Genomic DNA, 15105 nt, shown 5'->3' with positions numbered 1-15105 from the left:
AGTGAGCCCGGCAAGCTGGAGCTCATTCCATGCTCCTCGTCCCAATCCGAGCGTACTGGAGACATTCCGGATGGCACCCTTCACGGTCGTCCATTTCGTCCTGCTGGTCGCGGCCGCCTGGCTTGCGACCGGCACGCTGGGTCTCGGAGTTCTGCATCGCACGCGATTCGTTGCACACGGGCTGTTTCCGCTCGGCGCGCTGGGAGGGCTGCTGCTGGGCGCGGCGGGACTCGCCGGGATCTTCTCCGAACCGACCACCGCGGTGCTGCCGATCGGACTGCCCGGGTTGCCGTTCCATCTGCGCGTCGATGGGCTATCCGGCTATTTCCTGTTCGTGCTTGGTGTCGTCAGCGCGGGGATCGGCGCCTTCTCCGCCGGTTATTTCCGTAAGGGCGAAGGGTCCGCGCCGGGACTCATCTGCTTCGAATACCACGTTTGCATCGCGAGCATCGCGCTCGTGCTCATCGCCGACGATGCGTATGTGTTCATGGTCGCCTGGGAAACGCTGACGCTGTCCGCGACGTTCCTCGTGATGACCAACCATCGGATCGGCGAGATCCGCCGCGCAGGTTACCTGTATTTCCTGATCTCCCACGTCGGCGCGCTCGCGCTGCTGCTTTGCTTCGGCATCCTGCAGGCGCGCACCGGTGACTACACGTTTGCCAATCTGCGCGCGCAGTCGCCCGACGCGTTGTGGGCATCGCTCGCGTTCCTGTTCGCGCTGGTTGGATTCGGTGCCAAGGCGGGCGTGTTCCCGTTGCACGTGTGGCTGCCGGACGCCCATCCCGCGGCGCCGTCCCCCGTATCGGCGCTGCTCAGTGGATTCGTCCTGAAGGTAGGCCTGTATGGCCTGATCCGGACCGTGTTCGACCTGCTGCACGTGCAGTTCGCCTGGTGGGGCGTGCTGCTGCTCGTGCTGGGTATCGGCACCGCGCTGCTCGGCGTGGTGTTCAGTACGATCCAGGTCGATATGAAGCGCCTGCTCGCGTATTCGTCGATCGACAACGTCGGCCTGATGATCGTCGCGCTCGGTCTCGCGGTGCTGTTTCGCGCGTACGGGATGACGGCCCTGTCCGCGCTTGCGCTGAGCGCGATGCTCTACCAGATCGTCGCGCATGCGGCCTTCAAGAGCCTGCTGTTCCTCGGCACCGGCGCCGTGCTGCACGCCACCGGGGAGCGCAATCTCGGCAAGCTCGGCGGCCTGATCCGTGTCATGCCGTGGACCGCCTGGGCCGTGCTCACTGGCGTCGCAGCCAGCGCTGGCTTGCCTCCGATGAGTGGTTTCGTCGCGGAGTGGCTTCTGCTGCAAAGCTTCCTGTTCACGCCGGGTCTGCAGAATTCCGTGCTGGCGATGACGGTGCCGATTGCGGCCGCGCTCGTCGCGATGACGGCAGCTCTCGCCAGTTACACGATGGTCAAGTTCTACGGCATCGTCTTCCTCGGGCAGCCGAGAGAAGCGAAACTGAGTCGCGCACACGACGCGAATACCTGGGAACGGCTCGCGTTCTGCTGGTTCGCGGTGGTCGGTGTACTGCTCGGACTGATGCCTACGCAGTTCGTCAAGGTGCTGGACCGGGTCACGCGCGTGCTCGTCGGTGCCGGGATCGGCGCGGAAAATCATGGCTGGCTGATCTTCGTGCCGGTGTCGACCGCGCGGGCGAGTTACATGCCCGTCGTGTTCATGCTGTTTTTCGTCGCCTGCTGCGGCCTTGCGTGGGTGGTGGTACGGCGCTTCTACCACGGTCGGCTGCGACGGGCCGCGCCGTGGAGTTGCGGCTTCCCGTTTACGACTGCGCGGATGCAGGATACGGCGGAAGGCTTCGGGCAACCGATCCGGGAGATCTTCGCGCCGCTGCTGCGCATCGAGCGGCAACTGCCGACGCCGTTCGACGCGCAGCCGGCTTACCGGGTCTCGGTCGCTGACCGCACGTGGTCGATTCTCTACGACCGTATCGCGGCACTCACGCAACGCGCGGCGGAATGGGCGGGGCGGCTGCAGACGGGCAAGATTGCCGTGTACCTGACCTACAGCTTCGCCGTGCTGATCGTGCTCCTGATGCTGGTGAGACGATGGTGACCCTATCCGGCGTGCTATCGCAAACCCTCGAGATCGTCCTGGCGCTTGCCGCGGCGCCACTGCTCACGGGCTGGGTCGACCAGTGCCGCGCGTGGCTGCAGAACCGGCGCGCGCCCAGCATCTGGCAACCGTACCGGATGCTCCACAAGCTGTTCAACAAGGAATCAGTCGTCGCTTATGGCGCAAGTCCGGTGTTCCGTTGCGCACCCTATGTCGTGTGGGCGGCGATGACGCTCGCCTGTGCAATCGTGCCGACGCTGTCGACCGAATTGCCGCTGTCTCCCGCCGCGGATGCGATCGCGCTCGTCGGCCTGTTTGCGTTCGCGCGCGTCGCGCTGTCGCTCGCGGCGATGGATATCGGCACGGCGTTCGGCACGCTCGGCGCGCGCCGCGAGATGCTGGTCGGTTTCCTGGCGGAACCGGCCTTGCTGATGGTGCTGCTGTCGGCCTCGCTGATCACGCAGTCGACCCTGCTCACGAGCATCGTCGCGACGCTCGGACACAGCGAGCTGACGATCTATCCGAGCCTGGCGTTCGCCGGCATAGCGTTCACGCTGGTGTCGCTCGCCGAGAATGCGCGGCTGCCCGTCGACAACCCGACCACCCACCTTGAGCTGACGATGATCCACGAGGCGCTGATCCTCGAATATTCGGGGCGGCACCTCGCGCTGATGGAATGGGCGGCCAGCCTCAAACTGTTCGCCTACTCGTGCATCGGCATTGCGCTGTTCATGCCGTGGGGGATCGCCGCGGCGGGTAATCCGCTCGCGCTGCTGCTCGCGGTGCCGGCACTCTTCGTCAAGCTGATGGCGGGCGGCGCCGCGCTGGCCGTGGTCGAGACCGCCAACGCGAAGATGCGGATTTTCCGGGTCCCGGAGTTCCTCGCGACCGCCTTCCTGCTCGCGGTGATCGGCATGCTCGTTCACCTGCTACTGGGAGCATGAATGCACACCTACGCGACGCAACTGATCAATTTCCTCGCGGCCGTGCTGCTGATGCTGTCGTTCGCGATGCTGAGTCAGCGTCGGATCCTGTCGCTGATCCACCTCTATACGCTACAGGGTGTCGCGCTCGTTCTGGCCAACCTGATCCTCGGTTTCGTGACCGGTGATGCGCATCTGTACGTGTCGGCCGGACTGACGCTCGTGCTGAAGGTCGGCGTGATTCCGTGGCTCCTGTATCGCCTCGTGCGCAAGCTCGACATTCAGGCCGACGTCGAGCCGCTCATCAACATTCCGACGACGCTGCTGATCGGCATCGTGCTCGTGATCGTCGCGTTCAACGTCGCGTCGCCGATCAGCCAGCTCGCGACGTCGGCCGCGCGCGGCACGCTCGGGATCGCGCTTGCGTGCGTGCTGCTGTCGTTCATGGCGATGATCACGCGCGCGAAGGCGATTCCCCAGGTGATCGGCTTCCTGTCGATGGAGAACGGGCTGTTCTTCGCCGCAACGGCCGCCACCAATGGCATGCCGATGATCGTGGAACTCGGTATCGGACTCGACGTGCTGGTCGGGATTCTGATTCTGGGCGTGTTCATGTTCCAGATTCGCGAGCAGTTCGACAGCCTGGACATCCGTCACCTCGAGACACTCAAAGATGAATGACGCCCACGTCGTGCTCGCCGTGCTCGGCATTCCGCTCGTGGCGGCCGCCTCTCTTGCGGCCGTGCGACCCGCTCATGTCGCGCGCAACCTGAACGCCGGCTTCAGCGCCGTGACGTTCGCGGCGACGCTCGTGCTCGCCGCGCGTACCGTCGAACATGGACCGTCGTTCGCGTTCAAACGTGCATTCTTCGTCGATCCCCTCAACGTGTACCTCGTCGCGCTGACTGCGTTCGTCGGCTGGACGACGTCGCTGTTCTCGCGGCCGTACATGCAGGTCGAAGAGGCGCGCGGCCGGATGACGGCGACGCGCATGCGCCTCTATCACAGCATGTACCAGTTGTTCATGTTCGCGATGCTGCTCGCGCTGCTGACCAATAACCTTGGCGTGCTGTGGGTCGCGATGGAAGGCGCCACGCTCGCGACCGTGCTGCTCGTCAGCGTCTATCGGACCGCCGCGAGCCTCGAAGCCGCCTGGAAGTACTTCATCCTGTGCGGTGTCGGCATCGCGCAGGCATTGTTCGGCACGATCCTGCTGTACCTCGCCGCGAGCCGGCAACTGACCGACGGCGATGCGCTGCTGTGGACGAGCCTTGTCGCCGTCAAGACGCACCTCGACCCGTCGATCGTGTCGATCGCCTTCGTGTTCCTGCTGGTCGGCTACGGCACGAAAGTCGGACTCGTGCCAATGCACAACTGGCTGCCGGACGCGCACGCCGAAGGCCCGACACCAATTTCAGCGGTGCTGTCCGGGCTGCTGCTGAACGTCGCGCTGTACGCAGTGCTGCGCTGCAAGGTGCTGGCGGACGGTGCGCTTGGCAACGGCCTGCCGGGGCGATTGCTGGTCGGGTTCGGGCTCGTGTCGGTGCTGGTCGCCTCGTTCTCGCTGTTTCGGCAGAAGGACGTCAAGCGGCTGTTCTCGTATTCGTCGATCGAGCATATGGGATTGATGACGTTCGCGTTCGGCCTCGGCGGCCCGGTCGCGACGTTCGCCGGTCTGCTGCACATGACCGTCCATTCCCTCGTCAAGTCGGCAATCTTCTTTGCGGTTGGCCACGCGACGCAGAAGGCCGGTACGCAGGCGATCGAAGGCATTCGCGGGCTGCTGCAGGTCAGCCCGACGGTCGGCTGGGGCATGCTGCTCGGCGCGCTCGCGATTCTCGGCCTGCCGCCGTTCGGTGTGTTTGCAAGCGAATTCCTGATCCTGACGACCGCGATGAACACGATACCGTGGACGGCGCCGTTGTTGCTGCTCGGCCTCGCCGTCGCATTCGCGGCGATCTTCGCGCGCGTTCAGCAAATGGTGTTCGGTGAAACGACGACGGCCAAACCGCTCGAGCATCGCCCCGCGCCGCTGCCGGTATTCGTGCATCTGGGTTTGGGGCTGATGCTTGGGCTTTATGTGCCACCCTACCTGGCGACGTGGTATCGCCAGGCCGCAACGATGTTGTCGGGGTGACGGATGCGACTCGAATCGATGCAAATTGCCGCCATCCGCCTCACGCACCGTGCGGGCCAGATTCCAGCGCATGTGGTGAGCGCCGATGAATCAGTGTGGCTCGAGCTGGCGCGAACCGCGAGATCCGAGCAGCGGCGCCTCGTTGCAATGTGGGGCAGCGAAGCAGCCGAAGACGGTTTCTCGGTGAATGCCGCGTACGAATGCGATGACGGCATATTGTGGGTACGCCTCGCGATCGGGCGTAAGCAGGATGCTGATGGAGACTATCCCGATCTCGCCACCGTTTTCCCGTGCGCGACTCGCATGCAACGGGCGATCTTCGATCTGCTCGGCCTGCGGGCGCGTGGCGCCCAGGACACGCGGCCGTGGCTCAATCACGGCAACTGGCCCGAAGATTATTTCCCGCTGCAACGGCAGGCGACGGGTGTCGAAGACTTTGATTCGAGCGAGGCGGACTACCCATTCGTGCAGGTTGCGGGCGATGGCGTACACGAGATCGCCGTCGGGCCGATTCATGCCGGCATCATCGAACCGGGGCATTTCCGGTTCTCGGTCGTCGGCGAGAAGGTGTTGCGCCTGGAAGAACGTCTCGGCTATGTCCACCGTGGCGTCGAGCGTCTGTTCGAATGTACTCCTGCATCGCGCGGTCATCGGGTTGCCGCCAGGATTGCGGGCGACTCGACCGTCGCGTTCTCGTGGGCCTTTTGCATGGCGCTCGAGCAAGCCAGCGGCACGATACTGTCGAAGCGCGCGCTGTATCTGCGTGCGCTTCTGCTGGAACGCGAGCGCGTGGCCAACCACCTCGGCGACCTCGGCGCGCTGGGCAACGACGCCGGGTTCGGCTTCGGACTCGCGCAGTTCTCGCGGCTCAAGGAGGACTGGATACGGATGAACGCCCGTACATTCGGACATCGGTACCTGATGGATCGGATCGTGCCGGGTGGCGTATCGATCGACGTTCGCCCCGACGACGCGGCGGTGCTGGCGGAGCAATGCGAACGCATCGAACGCGAGGTCCACGTCATGCGCAAAGTCTACGATGACCAGTCCGGGCTGCAGGATCGATTCCTCGGCACGGGCCGATTGACCCCAGCTGTGGTCGAGCATTTTGGCGTGCGTGGCATGGCCGCCCGCGCCAGCGGTCGAACCTTCGACCTTCGCGCCAACTTGCGGCCCGCTCCGTATGACGACATAGCGGTCAATGCGGTCAGTGATGCGCGCGGCGACGTTGCCGCGCGCGTCGCGGTGCGCTTCGCCGAAATCGATGAATCCCTGCGCCTGATCCGCACGCTGCTGTCCAATCTTCCGGATGGTCCGGTGGTCGTCGCCACGACGCCTGCAACGGCGCCCGCGCAAGGCATAGGCTGGGTGGAAGGTTGGCGGGGGGACGTATTCGTCGCCCTCGATCTCGCCCCCGGCGACGTTATCGCCCGATGTCATTGCCACGATCCGTCGTGGCAGAACTGGCCGGCGCTCGAGCACGCGATCATCGGCAACATCGTTCCCGATTTCCCCCTGATCAACAAGTCGTTCAACCTGAACTACGCGGGGCACGATCTCTGATGTGGCAACTGATCCGGCAATTCGCGCGCACCGATTTTCCCGGCGAACCCGCACCGGCGGCGGAACACGCGTGGCATCACGAGGAGCGACGCATTCGCGACGATATTCTCGATCTGCTCGGGCGGGCGCTGTGCATCCGGCAGATCGACGCGGGTTCATGCAACGGTTGCGAACTGGAGATCCACGCGCTGAACAACCCGTACTACAACATCGAAGGACTTGGAATCAAATTCGTCGCGAGTCCGCGGCATGCCGACCTGCTGCTCGTGACCGGGCCGGTGACGCTGAATATGCGAGCGGCCATGCTCGCCGCGTACGACGCGACACCCGCCCCGAAACTCGTCGTTGCCGCAGGCGAATGCGCGTGCACGGGCGGCATTTTTGCCGACAGTTACGCGGTGTGCGGCCCTGTTTCGTCGATCTTGCCGGTCGACGTAACGATCCCCGGATGTCCGCCGCCGCCGATCGATTTGCTGCGAGGCATCCTGGCAGCCTGCCGGGCGCGCTGAGCCCGGAGGTCGATTTCGCATTTTCCCCCTTGCAACGTGCAACTTTTGCCCGTGTTTGCGCGGCTCCAGCCGGGTTCCATCGCGGTCATTGCGCATATTGGCCTGCCTTTATTGCGCAGATCGGCTTTGTGCTTGCAGCGAGTTTTTAATACCGTGTTAGCTGCAACGGCATTCAAATTGCTGCGCAATAGTTTTGTTTCAACGCGATGCGTTGGACATCGACGCGTCGTCAGCCCGCATTGACCTTTCAGTGGAGTCAACAGATCCTCATGACTACGCCTACAGAATGTCAGCATTGCGGGGACACCCCCGCATCAGAGTCCACCGCCGAGCCCACCGCCACGCCTTCCCAACTGTCACGACGCCGCTTCCTGCAATCGGCGGCGGCCGCCGCGACGATCGGTGCGGCGCCCCATCTGCGCGCGCAAACGCAAGCGCCGGCGCCCGCCTCACCCGCGCCGCCAAGCAACCCCGTGGTGCCGCCGCGCCCCGTCACGTTGACCGTCAACGGCCGCGCGTACACGCTGCAACTCGAACCGCGCGTGACGTTGCTCGACGCATTGCGCGAATACGCGGGACTGATGGGCACGAAGAAAGGCTGCGACCGCGGTCAATGCGGCGCCTGCACGGTGCTCGCCGACGGCCGCCGCATCAACTCGTGTCTGACGCTCGCGGTCATGCATGAAGGCGAGAACATCACGACCGTCGAAGGACTCGCGAGCAACGGCGCGTTGAGTCCGGTGCAGGCCGCGTTCATCGAACACGATGCGTTCCAGTGCGGCTACTGTACGCCCGGGCAGTTGTGCTCGGCGACCGCCCTGCTCGGCGAATTCCGCAACGGCACGGCGAGCACCGTGACCGCCGACGTGCGCGCGCGTCCCGCCGCGCTCACCGACGACGAAATCCGCGAACGCATGAGCGGCAACATCTGCCGCTGCGGGGCGTACGTGAACATCGTCGCCGCGGTCCGCGCCGCGCACGACAACGCCTGACGGAGACCGACATGGATGCGATCTCCTACGAACGCGCCGGCGACGTCGCCAGCGCGGTGCGCGCCGCGCAACAGCCGGGCGCGGTATTCATCGGCGGCGGCACGAATCTGCTCGATCTGATGAAGGGCGGCGTCGCGCGGCCGGTGCGGCTCATCGATATCACGCACATTGGCGGCCTCGACTCGGTGACGACGCTGCCCGGCGGCGGCATCCGCATCGGCGCGCTGGTGCGCAACAGCGACGCGGCCAATCACGCGCTGGTGCGCGAGCAGTACCCGCTGCTGTCGCAAGCGCTGCTCGCGGGCGCGTCGGCGCAGTTGCGCAACATGGCGACGGTCGGCGGCAATCTGCTGCAACGCACCCGCTGCGGCTACTTCTACGACACCGCGTTCACGCAGTGCAACAAGCGCCTGCCCGGCAGCGGCTGCGCGGCGCTCGACGGCCATAACCGCGCGCATGCGATCCTCGGCGCGAGCCCGCAATGCATTGCGGTCAACCCGTCGGATATGAGCGTCGCGCTGGCCGCGCTCGATGCGCTGGTGCACGTGAGCGGCCCCAGCGGCGAGCGCACGATCGCGTTCGCCGACTTCCATCGGCTGCCGGGCGACCGGCCCGATGTCGATACCACCATGCAGCCCGGCGAGCTGATCACCGCGGTCGATCTGCCGCCACCACTGTTCAGCGCGCATTCGCACTATCTGAAGGTGCGTGACCGCGCCAGCTACGCGTTCGCGCTCGTATCGGTCGCGGCCGCGTTGCAGATGGACGGCGAGCGTGTTCAGAGCGCGCGCATCGCGCTCGGCGGCGTCGCGCACAAACCATGGCGCGCGAACGTGGCCGAGCAGATGCTGAGCGGCCAGCCGCTCAGCCAGGCCACGCTGAAGAACGCCGCCGCGGCCGCGTTGAGCGGCGCGCAGCCGCGCCACGACAACGCGTTCAAGGTGCAGCTCGCGCAGCGCGCGATCGTGCGTGCGGTCAATCAGGCAGCCGGCAACGCGGGAGGTGTCGCATGAATCTGATCGGACAACCGCTCGATCGCGTCGACGGAGTGCTGAAGGTGACCGGCGACGCGCGTTATGCAGCCGAATTCCCCGGGGCGCGCCTCGCGCATGCGGTGCTCGTGACGAGCACGATCGCGGCCGGCACGATCGCGTCGATCGATGCGAGCCGCGCCGAGACCGTGCCCGGCGTGCTGCTCGTGATGACCTACCAGAACGCGCCGCGCCTGCCGAATGGCGGCCGGCCCGCGCTCGCGCCGCCGGCCGGCCGCCATCTGTCGCTTCTGCAGGATAACGAAGTGCACTACAGCAACGAGCCGGTCGCGGTGATCGTCGCCGATACGCTCGAACATGCGGCCGATGCCGCTCGCCAGTTGCGCATCGCCTATCAGCCGGGCGCCGCGGCGCTCGACTTCGAGCAGGCGAAGGCGCACGCGCATGCGCCGGACAAGCCGCAGGGCCGCCAGACCGACACGCAGCGCGGCAGCTTCGAAGACGGCATGCAAAGCGGCGACGTGCATATCGAAGCGACCTATACGACGCCGATCGAGCACCACAACCCGATGGAGCCCCACGCAACGATGGCGCAATGGGACGGCCCGCAGTTGACGGTCTACGACTCGACGCAGGGCGTGAGCGGCGCCGCGCAGGTGCTCGCGAAGACGTTCGCCATCCCTGTGTCCGACGTGCGCGTGATCTCGCCGCTGATCGGCGGCGGCTTCGGTTGCAAGGGCTCGTCGTGGTCGCACGTGTCGCTGTGCGCGATGGCCGCGCGGCAAACCGGGCGGCCCGTGCGGCTAGCCCTCGAACGCCCGCAGATGTTCGGCCCGGTCGGCGCGCGGCCGCGCACCGAGCAGCACTTCGTGATCGCCGCGCGGCATGACGGCACGCTGACCGCGATGCGTCACGACAGCATCTCGAACACGTCGATGATTGAAGACTGGACCGAGACCTGCTGCATGGTCACGCGCATGCTGTACGCGGTGCCCAACCAGATAACGACGCACCGGCTCGTGCAACTCAATGTCGGCACGCCGACCTTCATGCGCGCACCCGGAGAAACCACCGGCTCGTTCGCGCTCGAATCGGCGATGGACGAACTCGCCGTCGCGCTGAAGATGGACCCGCTCGCGCTGCGCCTGAAGAACTACGCGGACAGCGATCCGCAGGAGCACAAGCCGTGGTCGGGCAAGACGCTGCGCGAGTGCTATCAGATCGGCGCCGAGAAGTTCGGCTGGTCGCGCCGCCCGCACGCGCCACGTTCGAGGCGCGACGGCAACACGCTGATCGGCATGGGCATGGCAACCGCGACCTATCCGGCCAACCGCAGCGAGGCGTCGGCACTTGCGCAGATTCTGCCGGACGGCACCGCGGTGGTCGCATCGGGCACGCAGGACATCGGCACCGGCACCTATACGGTGATGACCCAGGTCGCCGCCGATGCGCTCGGCTTCACGCCCGAGCAGATCCACTTCGCGCTCGGCGATTCGTCGCTGCCGCGCGCGCCGGTCTCGGGCGGCTCGCAGTCGGCGGCCAGCGTGTCGCCCGCGGTGCGCGACGCGGCGAGCCAGGCGCGCAGCCAGCTGATCGCGCTGGCACTTGCCGATGCGGCATCGCCCGTGCATGGCCTGCCGCTCGATGACGTCACCGTCGCAAGCGGCTGGGTCGTGAGCCGCTCGCAACCGGGCAAGCGCGATCCGGCCGCGGCGATCATCGCGCGCGCGGGCGGCAAGCCGATCGAGGCGACCGCGACCGTGAAGCCCGGCGACGAGAAGCAGAAGTACTCGTTCCACTCGTTCGGCGCGGTGTTCGTCGAGGTCCACGTCGATGCCGAACTCGGCACGATCCGCGTGCCGCGCGTGGTCGCGGTGTACGACGTCGGCCGCGTGCTGAACCAGAAGACCGCGCGCAGCCAGATGATGGGCGGCATCGTATGGGGCATCGGCGCGGCGCTGCAGGAGGAAAGCACGCTCGATGCGCGCTTCGGACGCTTCACGAACGCGAACCTCGCCGAGTATCACGTGCCGGTGAATGCCGATATCGGCACGCTCGACATCACCTTCATCGACCGGCCCGATCCTTATATCAACTCGCTCGGCGTGCGCGGTATCGGCGAGATCGGCATCACGGCCGTGGTGGCCGCGGTCGCGAACGCGGTGTACAACGCGACCGGCGTGCGGGTGCGCGATCTGCCGATCACGCTGGACAAGGTGGTGCGGACCTGAACCGGCGGCAGTGCCGGAATTGGAGTGAAAGCGAAAGCGGCGGGCGGCTAGCATCGAGCGTGCCTTGCCGCTTGCTTCGCACCCCGTTGCATCGCACAATCGGGGGCATTCCTGTCTACCGGTATCCGCCGATGGCCTACGCCTCGCTCGCCACTGGTGTGTTGCTCGCCGCCGGTCTCGGCTCGCGCTTCGATCCGCACGGGCTGCACAACAAACTGCTCGCACGTATGCCCGACGGCACGCCGGTTGCGCATGAAGCCGCGCATCGGCTGCTGCGGGTCGTGACGCGGGTGCTCGCTGTCGTGCGGCCGGGCTCCGACGCGCTCGCCCGCGCGCTGAACGATGCCGGCTGCGATGTCGTGTTTGCGGCGAGCGCCGAGCGCGGCATGGGCGCGAGCCTCGCCGCCGGTATCGAAGCGAGCGATGACGCCGAGGGCTGGATCGTCGCGCTCGCCGATATGCCGCGCATTGCGGTTCCGACGATCGAAGCGGTAGCCCGCGCGCTCGACAACGGCGCGCCGCTCGTCGCGCCGTTCTACGACGGCCAGCGCGGCCATCCGGTCGGCTTCGGCAGCAAGCATCGCGACGCGCTACTCGCGCTGGACGGCGACACCGGCGCGAAAGCGCTGCTCACGTCACACGCGCTGACGCGCATCGACGTCGACGATCCCGGCATTCTGCGCGACGTGGACACGCAGGACGATTTGCGCACGCTCTAGCCGCCAACATCAGCCTCGCCGAGACTGGCTGCCCGCAGCCGGTCGAAATCGAGAATCTTGCCGGACAAGGAAAGGAACACTGATACGGCATGAAGCCCCTGGATCTGACGCGTTTCGATCTCAATCTCTGGTTGTACTTGAGGCACTTTGGACCGAAAGGCACGTCGGCCGCGCCGCCGGACGACTGCATTTGTCCCAGTCCGCCACCAGTCACGCCTTATCGAGGCTGCGTACTGCCTTTGCTGATCCAGGGAGAGATACCCTGGTCAACCAGAAAGAGCCGCGACTTCCTTATCAGGGAGACGTTGCATAAGGCCTACGTCAATCGCATCCGCTCGATCGAGAAGACGGACTATACGGCCTTGCTGAAGAAGATCCACGTCCCAACGCTGATCCTGACTCCCGAGGAAGACAGGCTGATCGGCAAAGAAGCCGCGGGGGTCCTGCTGAACGGCATCAAGGGTTCGCAGGAAGTCGTCATGCCGCGCACCGGTCACATGTTCAGGTTTTCGCACCCTGGCGCCTACTCTCTCGAGATCAGAAAGTTTCTGGAGCGAGCGTCGCTATAAGGACTCGTGTTCGGAGAATTCGCAAAGTACCCAAAAAACGTGCGCTTCAAGGGCCCCTGACGGCGGCGCGCGACGAGCCGGAAAGCCACGACCGTCACTGGATGGACGGATCGAGAGTTCGATTCGCGGTCTTTCAGGCACGCGCTTTGCGGCCGGCAAGTTTCGCGCGCAAGCCGCGCCGATTGCGCCTAAGCTGAGGTGACGTCACGTTTTTTGCGCACGCGGCGCCTTGACGACCGGCAGCCTCGATGCCTCATCCGTCCCGCCTCGAATCCCCACACGCAAGCCCATGAGCGAAACCACTCCACGCCTTTTCATCGTCTCGCCCCATTTCGACGACGCCGTCTTCAGTTGCGGCGCCTTGCTCGCCGCCCACCCCGACGCCGCCGTCTGCACCGTGTTCGCCGCGCCGCCCGAACACGACATGCACACGGAGTGGGACGAAAAAGCGGGCTTCGCGAACGCCCATGAAGCGGTCCGCGAACGCACGATCGAAGACAACCGCGCGCTCGAAGTGCTCGACGCGATCCCGCTGCGCATGCCGTTTCGCGACAGCCAGTACGCCGACTCGCCGTCGATCAGCCAGATGGCCGCGGCGCTGGAGGAAACGATTTACCGCACGACCGCGAACACGCTGCTGATGCCGCTTGGCCTGCATCACGACGATCACGCGCGGGTATTCGAAGCGTGCTGCGAGATCCTGCCGCGGCTCACGCATCTGGACTGGTTCGGTTACGAGGAAGCGATTCACCGGCTCACGCCGGGCGCGGTGCAGGCGCGGCTCGCCGATCTCGCGCAGCGCGGCATCGTCGCGACGCCGGCAACGCCGAGCGCGGGCCACACGATCGACGTGCAGCGCCGCGCGCATCTGAAACGCGAAGCGGTCAACGCGTACGCGAGCCAGTTGCGGGCGTTCGGCGCCGGCAACTACGACGACGTGTTCGCGACCGAGCGCTACTGGCAGCTCAGCGTCGGCCGTAAACGCGCGAAGAAATAGCAAAAAGGAGCGAGCAGGAAGCGCGGCGAGCGCCTACGCTTGAAGACAGATAGCCGACGCGGCGGCACACATCGGCGGTATAAAGCCGCTTCCGCCGGACCCGCGCATTTCAACCGCAGGGTGACGCAATGAGCTACGACATGCACACCAGCCCGATTCCCGACCCGAACGCCGATCCGAACCGCGACCCGGAAGCCGACCCGCTCGTGCCGCCGTCGCCGGGGCATCATGTCGAGGAGCCGCAGCGGCCTGACGGGCCGCCGGACAAGGATCCGGTGTAAAGGAGCCGCGAGCGGCTCGGTCGCGGCGCGCCGCTCGGCGCAGCGTCAGCACATCAAGTCGCTGAAGCCCTGCAGCAGGCGGTCGATATCGGCCGCGTGAACGTTGCCCATCGTCGAGATGCGGAACAGCTCCGCCGACAGCCCGTCCTGCCCCGCATAGATCACGAAGCCGCGCGCCTTCAGCGCGTCGTGCAGGTGCGGATACGCGATACCGTTGGGCAAGCGGTACGCGTGCAACACCACCGACGACTGCCCGGTCGGCAACACACTGTCGATGCCGCGCGCCGCCAGCCCAGCGCGCACCTGCTCGGCAAGCGCCGCATAGCGCGCGTGACGCGCGCGCCAGCCGCCTTCGTCGGCGAGCTCACGCAGCGCCTCGACCAGCGCGTAATACGCGTGCACCGACGGCGTAAACGGCGTATTGCGCTGATCCTGCAAACGCGCGAGCCGCGCGAGATCGAGGTAGTACGTGCGGCTCGCCGCGCGGGCGAGCGCCGCGCGCCGCACCAGCACGAACGACGCGCCCGGCACGCCATGCAGGCACTTGTTGGCGGTCGCGGCGAGCGCGTCGAGGCTCGCGTCCGCGAAATCGATCGTTTCGGCGCCGAAGCTGCTGACACCGTCCACCAGCAGACGCAGGCCGCGCTCGCGACACAAGGCGCCGAGCGCCGCGATGTCGTTCAGGCGCCCCGTGGTCGTTTCGTGATGAATCACCGCGACGTGCGTGAACGACTTGTCGGCGTCGAGCCGTTCGGCGATCTTCGCCAGATCGGGCGCGTCCATCCAGTCGTGCTTCAGCGCTTCGTGCGCGATGCCGTATTGCGCGGCGATCTGCGCGATACGCTCGCCGTACACACCGTTTTCGACGACCAGCAGTTTGCCGTTGTGCGGCACCAGCGCGGCCGTCATGCTTTCGACGGCGGCCGTGCCGGAGCCGGTCATCAGTACTGCCTGCCATTCGTTCGGGTCGAGCCCGTACACGTCGACGAGACGCGTGCGCGCCTCTTCCTGGAGATCGAAAAACTCGCTCTCGCGATGGCACAGATCCGTCTGCAACAGGCTGTTGCGGACACGTTCGGTGAGCGTCACCGGGCCGGGGTTGAGCAGCAGCATGG

At 66.1% G+C, this 15105-nt stretch carries 14 protein-coding genes; 13 read left to right on the top strand and 1 reads right to left on the bottom strand.

What is annotated here, in order from left to right; all coding sequences use genetic code 11:
* Positions 1-70: 70 nt before the first annotated feature.
* The 13 genes from hyfB (at position 71) to OKW41_RS07755 (ending at position 13990) form a co-directional block, all read left to right on the top strand.
* The gene (hyfB, locus tag OKW41_RS07815) at positions 71-2077 is read left to right on the top strand and encodes a hydrogenase 4 subunit B (protein WP_429572096.1); all 2007 of its coding nucleotides are present in this window, start codon (positions 71-73) and stop codon (positions 2075-2077) included.
* On the top strand, positions 2071-3021 hold the full coding sequence (locus OKW41_RS07810) for a respiratory chain complex I subunit 1 family protein (protein ID WP_429572095.1): 951 nt from the start codon (positions 2071-2073) through the stop codon (positions 3019-3021). The genes hyfB and OKW41_RS07810 overlap by 7 nt, the downstream gene beginning before the upstream one ends.
* A complete protein-coding gene (locus OKW41_RS07805) occupies positions 3022-3681 on the top strand; it encodes a formate hydrogenlyase (RefSeq protein ID WP_184010569.1) in 660 nt (219 codons plus the stop codon). It abuts the gene before it with no gap.
* Positions 3674-5137: a hydrogenase 4 subunit F gene (locus OKW41_RS07800; RefSeq protein WP_429572094.1), complete on the top strand. Its 1464-nt coding sequence runs from the start codon at positions 3674-3676 to the stop codon at positions 5135-5137. Before OKW41_RS07805 ends, OKW41_RS07800 begins: the two co-directional genes overlap by 8 nt.
* Before the next feature lie 3 nt (positions 5138-5140).
* Positions 5141-6700: an NADH-quinone oxidoreductase subunit C gene (locus tag OKW41_RS07795; RefSeq protein ID WP_429572093.1), complete on the top strand. Its 1560-nt coding sequence runs from the start codon at positions 5141-5143 to the stop codon at positions 6698-6700.
* A complete protein-coding gene (locus OKW41_RS07790; RefSeq protein WP_429572092.1) occupies positions 6700-7209 on the top strand; it encodes an NADH-quinone oxidoreductase subunit B family protein in 510 nt (169 codons plus the stop codon). Before OKW41_RS07795 ends, OKW41_RS07790 begins: the two co-directional genes overlap by 1 nt.
* A gap of 269 nt (positions 7210-7478) precedes the next feature.
* On the top strand, positions 7479-8201 hold the full coding sequence (locus tag OKW41_RS07785) for a (2Fe-2S)-binding protein (protein ID WP_429572091.1): 723 nt from the start codon (positions 7479-7481) through the stop codon (positions 8199-8201).
* 11 nt (positions 8202-8212) lie between these two features.
* Positions 8213-9214, top strand: coding sequence for an FAD binding domain-containing protein (locus tag OKW41_RS07780; protein WP_429572090.1), 1002 nt, complete (start codon positions 8213-8215; stop codon positions 9212-9214).
* Positions 9211-11424, top strand: coding sequence for a xanthine dehydrogenase family protein molybdopterin-binding subunit (locus tag OKW41_RS07775; RefSeq protein WP_429572089.1), 2214 nt, complete (start codon positions 9211-9213; stop codon positions 11422-11424). The genes OKW41_RS07780 and OKW41_RS07775 overlap by 4 nt, the downstream gene beginning before the upstream one ends.
* A gap of 131 nt (positions 11425-11555) precedes the next feature.
* Positions 11556-12143, top strand: coding sequence for a nucleotidyltransferase family protein (locus OKW41_RS07770; protein WP_429445978.1), 588 nt, complete (start codon positions 11556-11558; stop codon positions 12141-12143).
* Positions 12091-12456 carry a helix-turn-helix domain-containing protein gene (locus tag OKW41_RS07765; protein ID WP_429573364.1) on the top strand — a complete coding sequence of 122 codons (366 nt, stop codon included), beginning with the start codon at positions 12091-12093 and terminating at the stop codon, positions 12454-12456. Before OKW41_RS07770 ends, OKW41_RS07765 begins: the two co-directional genes overlap by 53 nt.
* Before the next feature lie 545 nt (positions 12457-13001).
* Positions 13002-13709 carry a PIG-L deacetylase family protein gene (locus OKW41_RS07760; protein ID WP_429445974.1) on the top strand — a complete coding sequence of 236 codons (708 nt, stop codon included), beginning with the start codon at positions 13002-13004 and terminating at the stop codon, positions 13707-13709.
* 128 nt (positions 13710-13837) lie between these two features.
* On the top strand, positions 13838-13990 hold the full coding sequence (locus OKW41_RS07755; protein WP_008921009.1) for a hypothetical protein: 153 nt from the start codon (positions 13838-13840) through the stop codon (positions 13988-13990).
* A 45-nt stretch (positions 13991-14035) separates the two neighbouring features.
* Here OKW41_RS07755 and OKW41_RS07750 read toward each other — a convergent pair whose 3' ends face one another.
* Entirely contained in the window at positions 14036-15103 is a 1068-nt protein-coding gene (locus OKW41_RS07750) for a 2-aminoethylphosphonate aminotransferase (RefSeq protein WP_429572088.1), read from the bottom strand.
* Positions 15104-15105 lie beyond the last annotated feature (2 nt).

The sequence above is a fragment of the Paraburkholderia sp. UCT70 genome, from assembly GCF_050434085.1.
GTDB lineage: Bacteria > Pseudomonadota > Gammaproteobacteria > Burkholderiales > Burkholderiaceae > Paraburkholderia > Paraburkholderia tuberum.
This window is presented reverse-complemented; position numbering and strand designations above follow the sequence as displayed.

Coding starts and splice junctions, on each gene's coding strand:
- hyfB (WP_429572096.1), top strand. CDS start 71: ATGGCACCCTTCACGGTCGTCCATTTCGTCCTGCTGGTCGCGGCCGCC.
- OKW41_RS07810 (WP_429572095.1), top strand. CDS start 2,071: ATGGTGACCCTATCCGGCGTGCTATCGCAAACCCTCGAGATCGTCCTG.
- OKW41_RS07805 (WP_184010569.1), top strand. CDS start 3,022: ATGCACACCTACGCGACGCAACTGATCAATTTCCTCGCGGCCGTGCTG.
- OKW41_RS07800 (WP_429572094.1), top strand. CDS start 3,674: ATGAATGACGCCCACGTCGTGCTCGCCGTGCTCGGCATTCCGCTCGTG.
- OKW41_RS07795 (WP_429572093.1), top strand. CDS start 5,141: ATGCGACTCGAATCGATGCAAATTGCCGCCATCCGCCTCACGCACCGT.
- OKW41_RS07790 (WP_429572092.1), top strand. CDS start 6,700: ATGTGGCAACTGATCCGGCAATTCGCGCGCACCGATTTTCCCGGCGAA.
- OKW41_RS07785 (WP_429572091.1), top strand. CDS start 7,479: ATGACTACGCCTACAGAATGTCAGCATTGCGGGGACACCCCCGCATCA.
- OKW41_RS07780 (WP_429572090.1), top strand. CDS start 8,213: ATGGATGCGATCTCCTACGAACGCGCCGGCGACGTCGCCAGCGCGGTG.
- OKW41_RS07775 (WP_429572089.1), top strand. CDS start 9,211: ATGAATCTGATCGGACAACCGCTCGATCGCGTCGACGGAGTGCTGAAG.
- OKW41_RS07770 (WP_429445978.1), top strand. CDS start 11,556: ATGGCCTACGCCTCGCTCGCCACTGGTGTGTTGCTCGCCGCCGGTCTC.
- OKW41_RS07760 (WP_429445974.1), top strand. CDS start 13,002: ATGAGCGAAACCACTCCACGCCTTTTCATCGTCTCGCCCCATTTCGAC.
- OKW41_RS07755 (WP_008921009.1), top strand. CDS start 13,838: ATGAGCTACGACATGCACACCAGCCCGATTCCCGACCCGAACGCCGAT.
- OKW41_RS07750 (WP_429572088.1), bottom strand. CDS start 15,103: ATGCTGCTGCTCAACCCCGGCCCGGTGACGCTCACCGAACGTGTCCGC.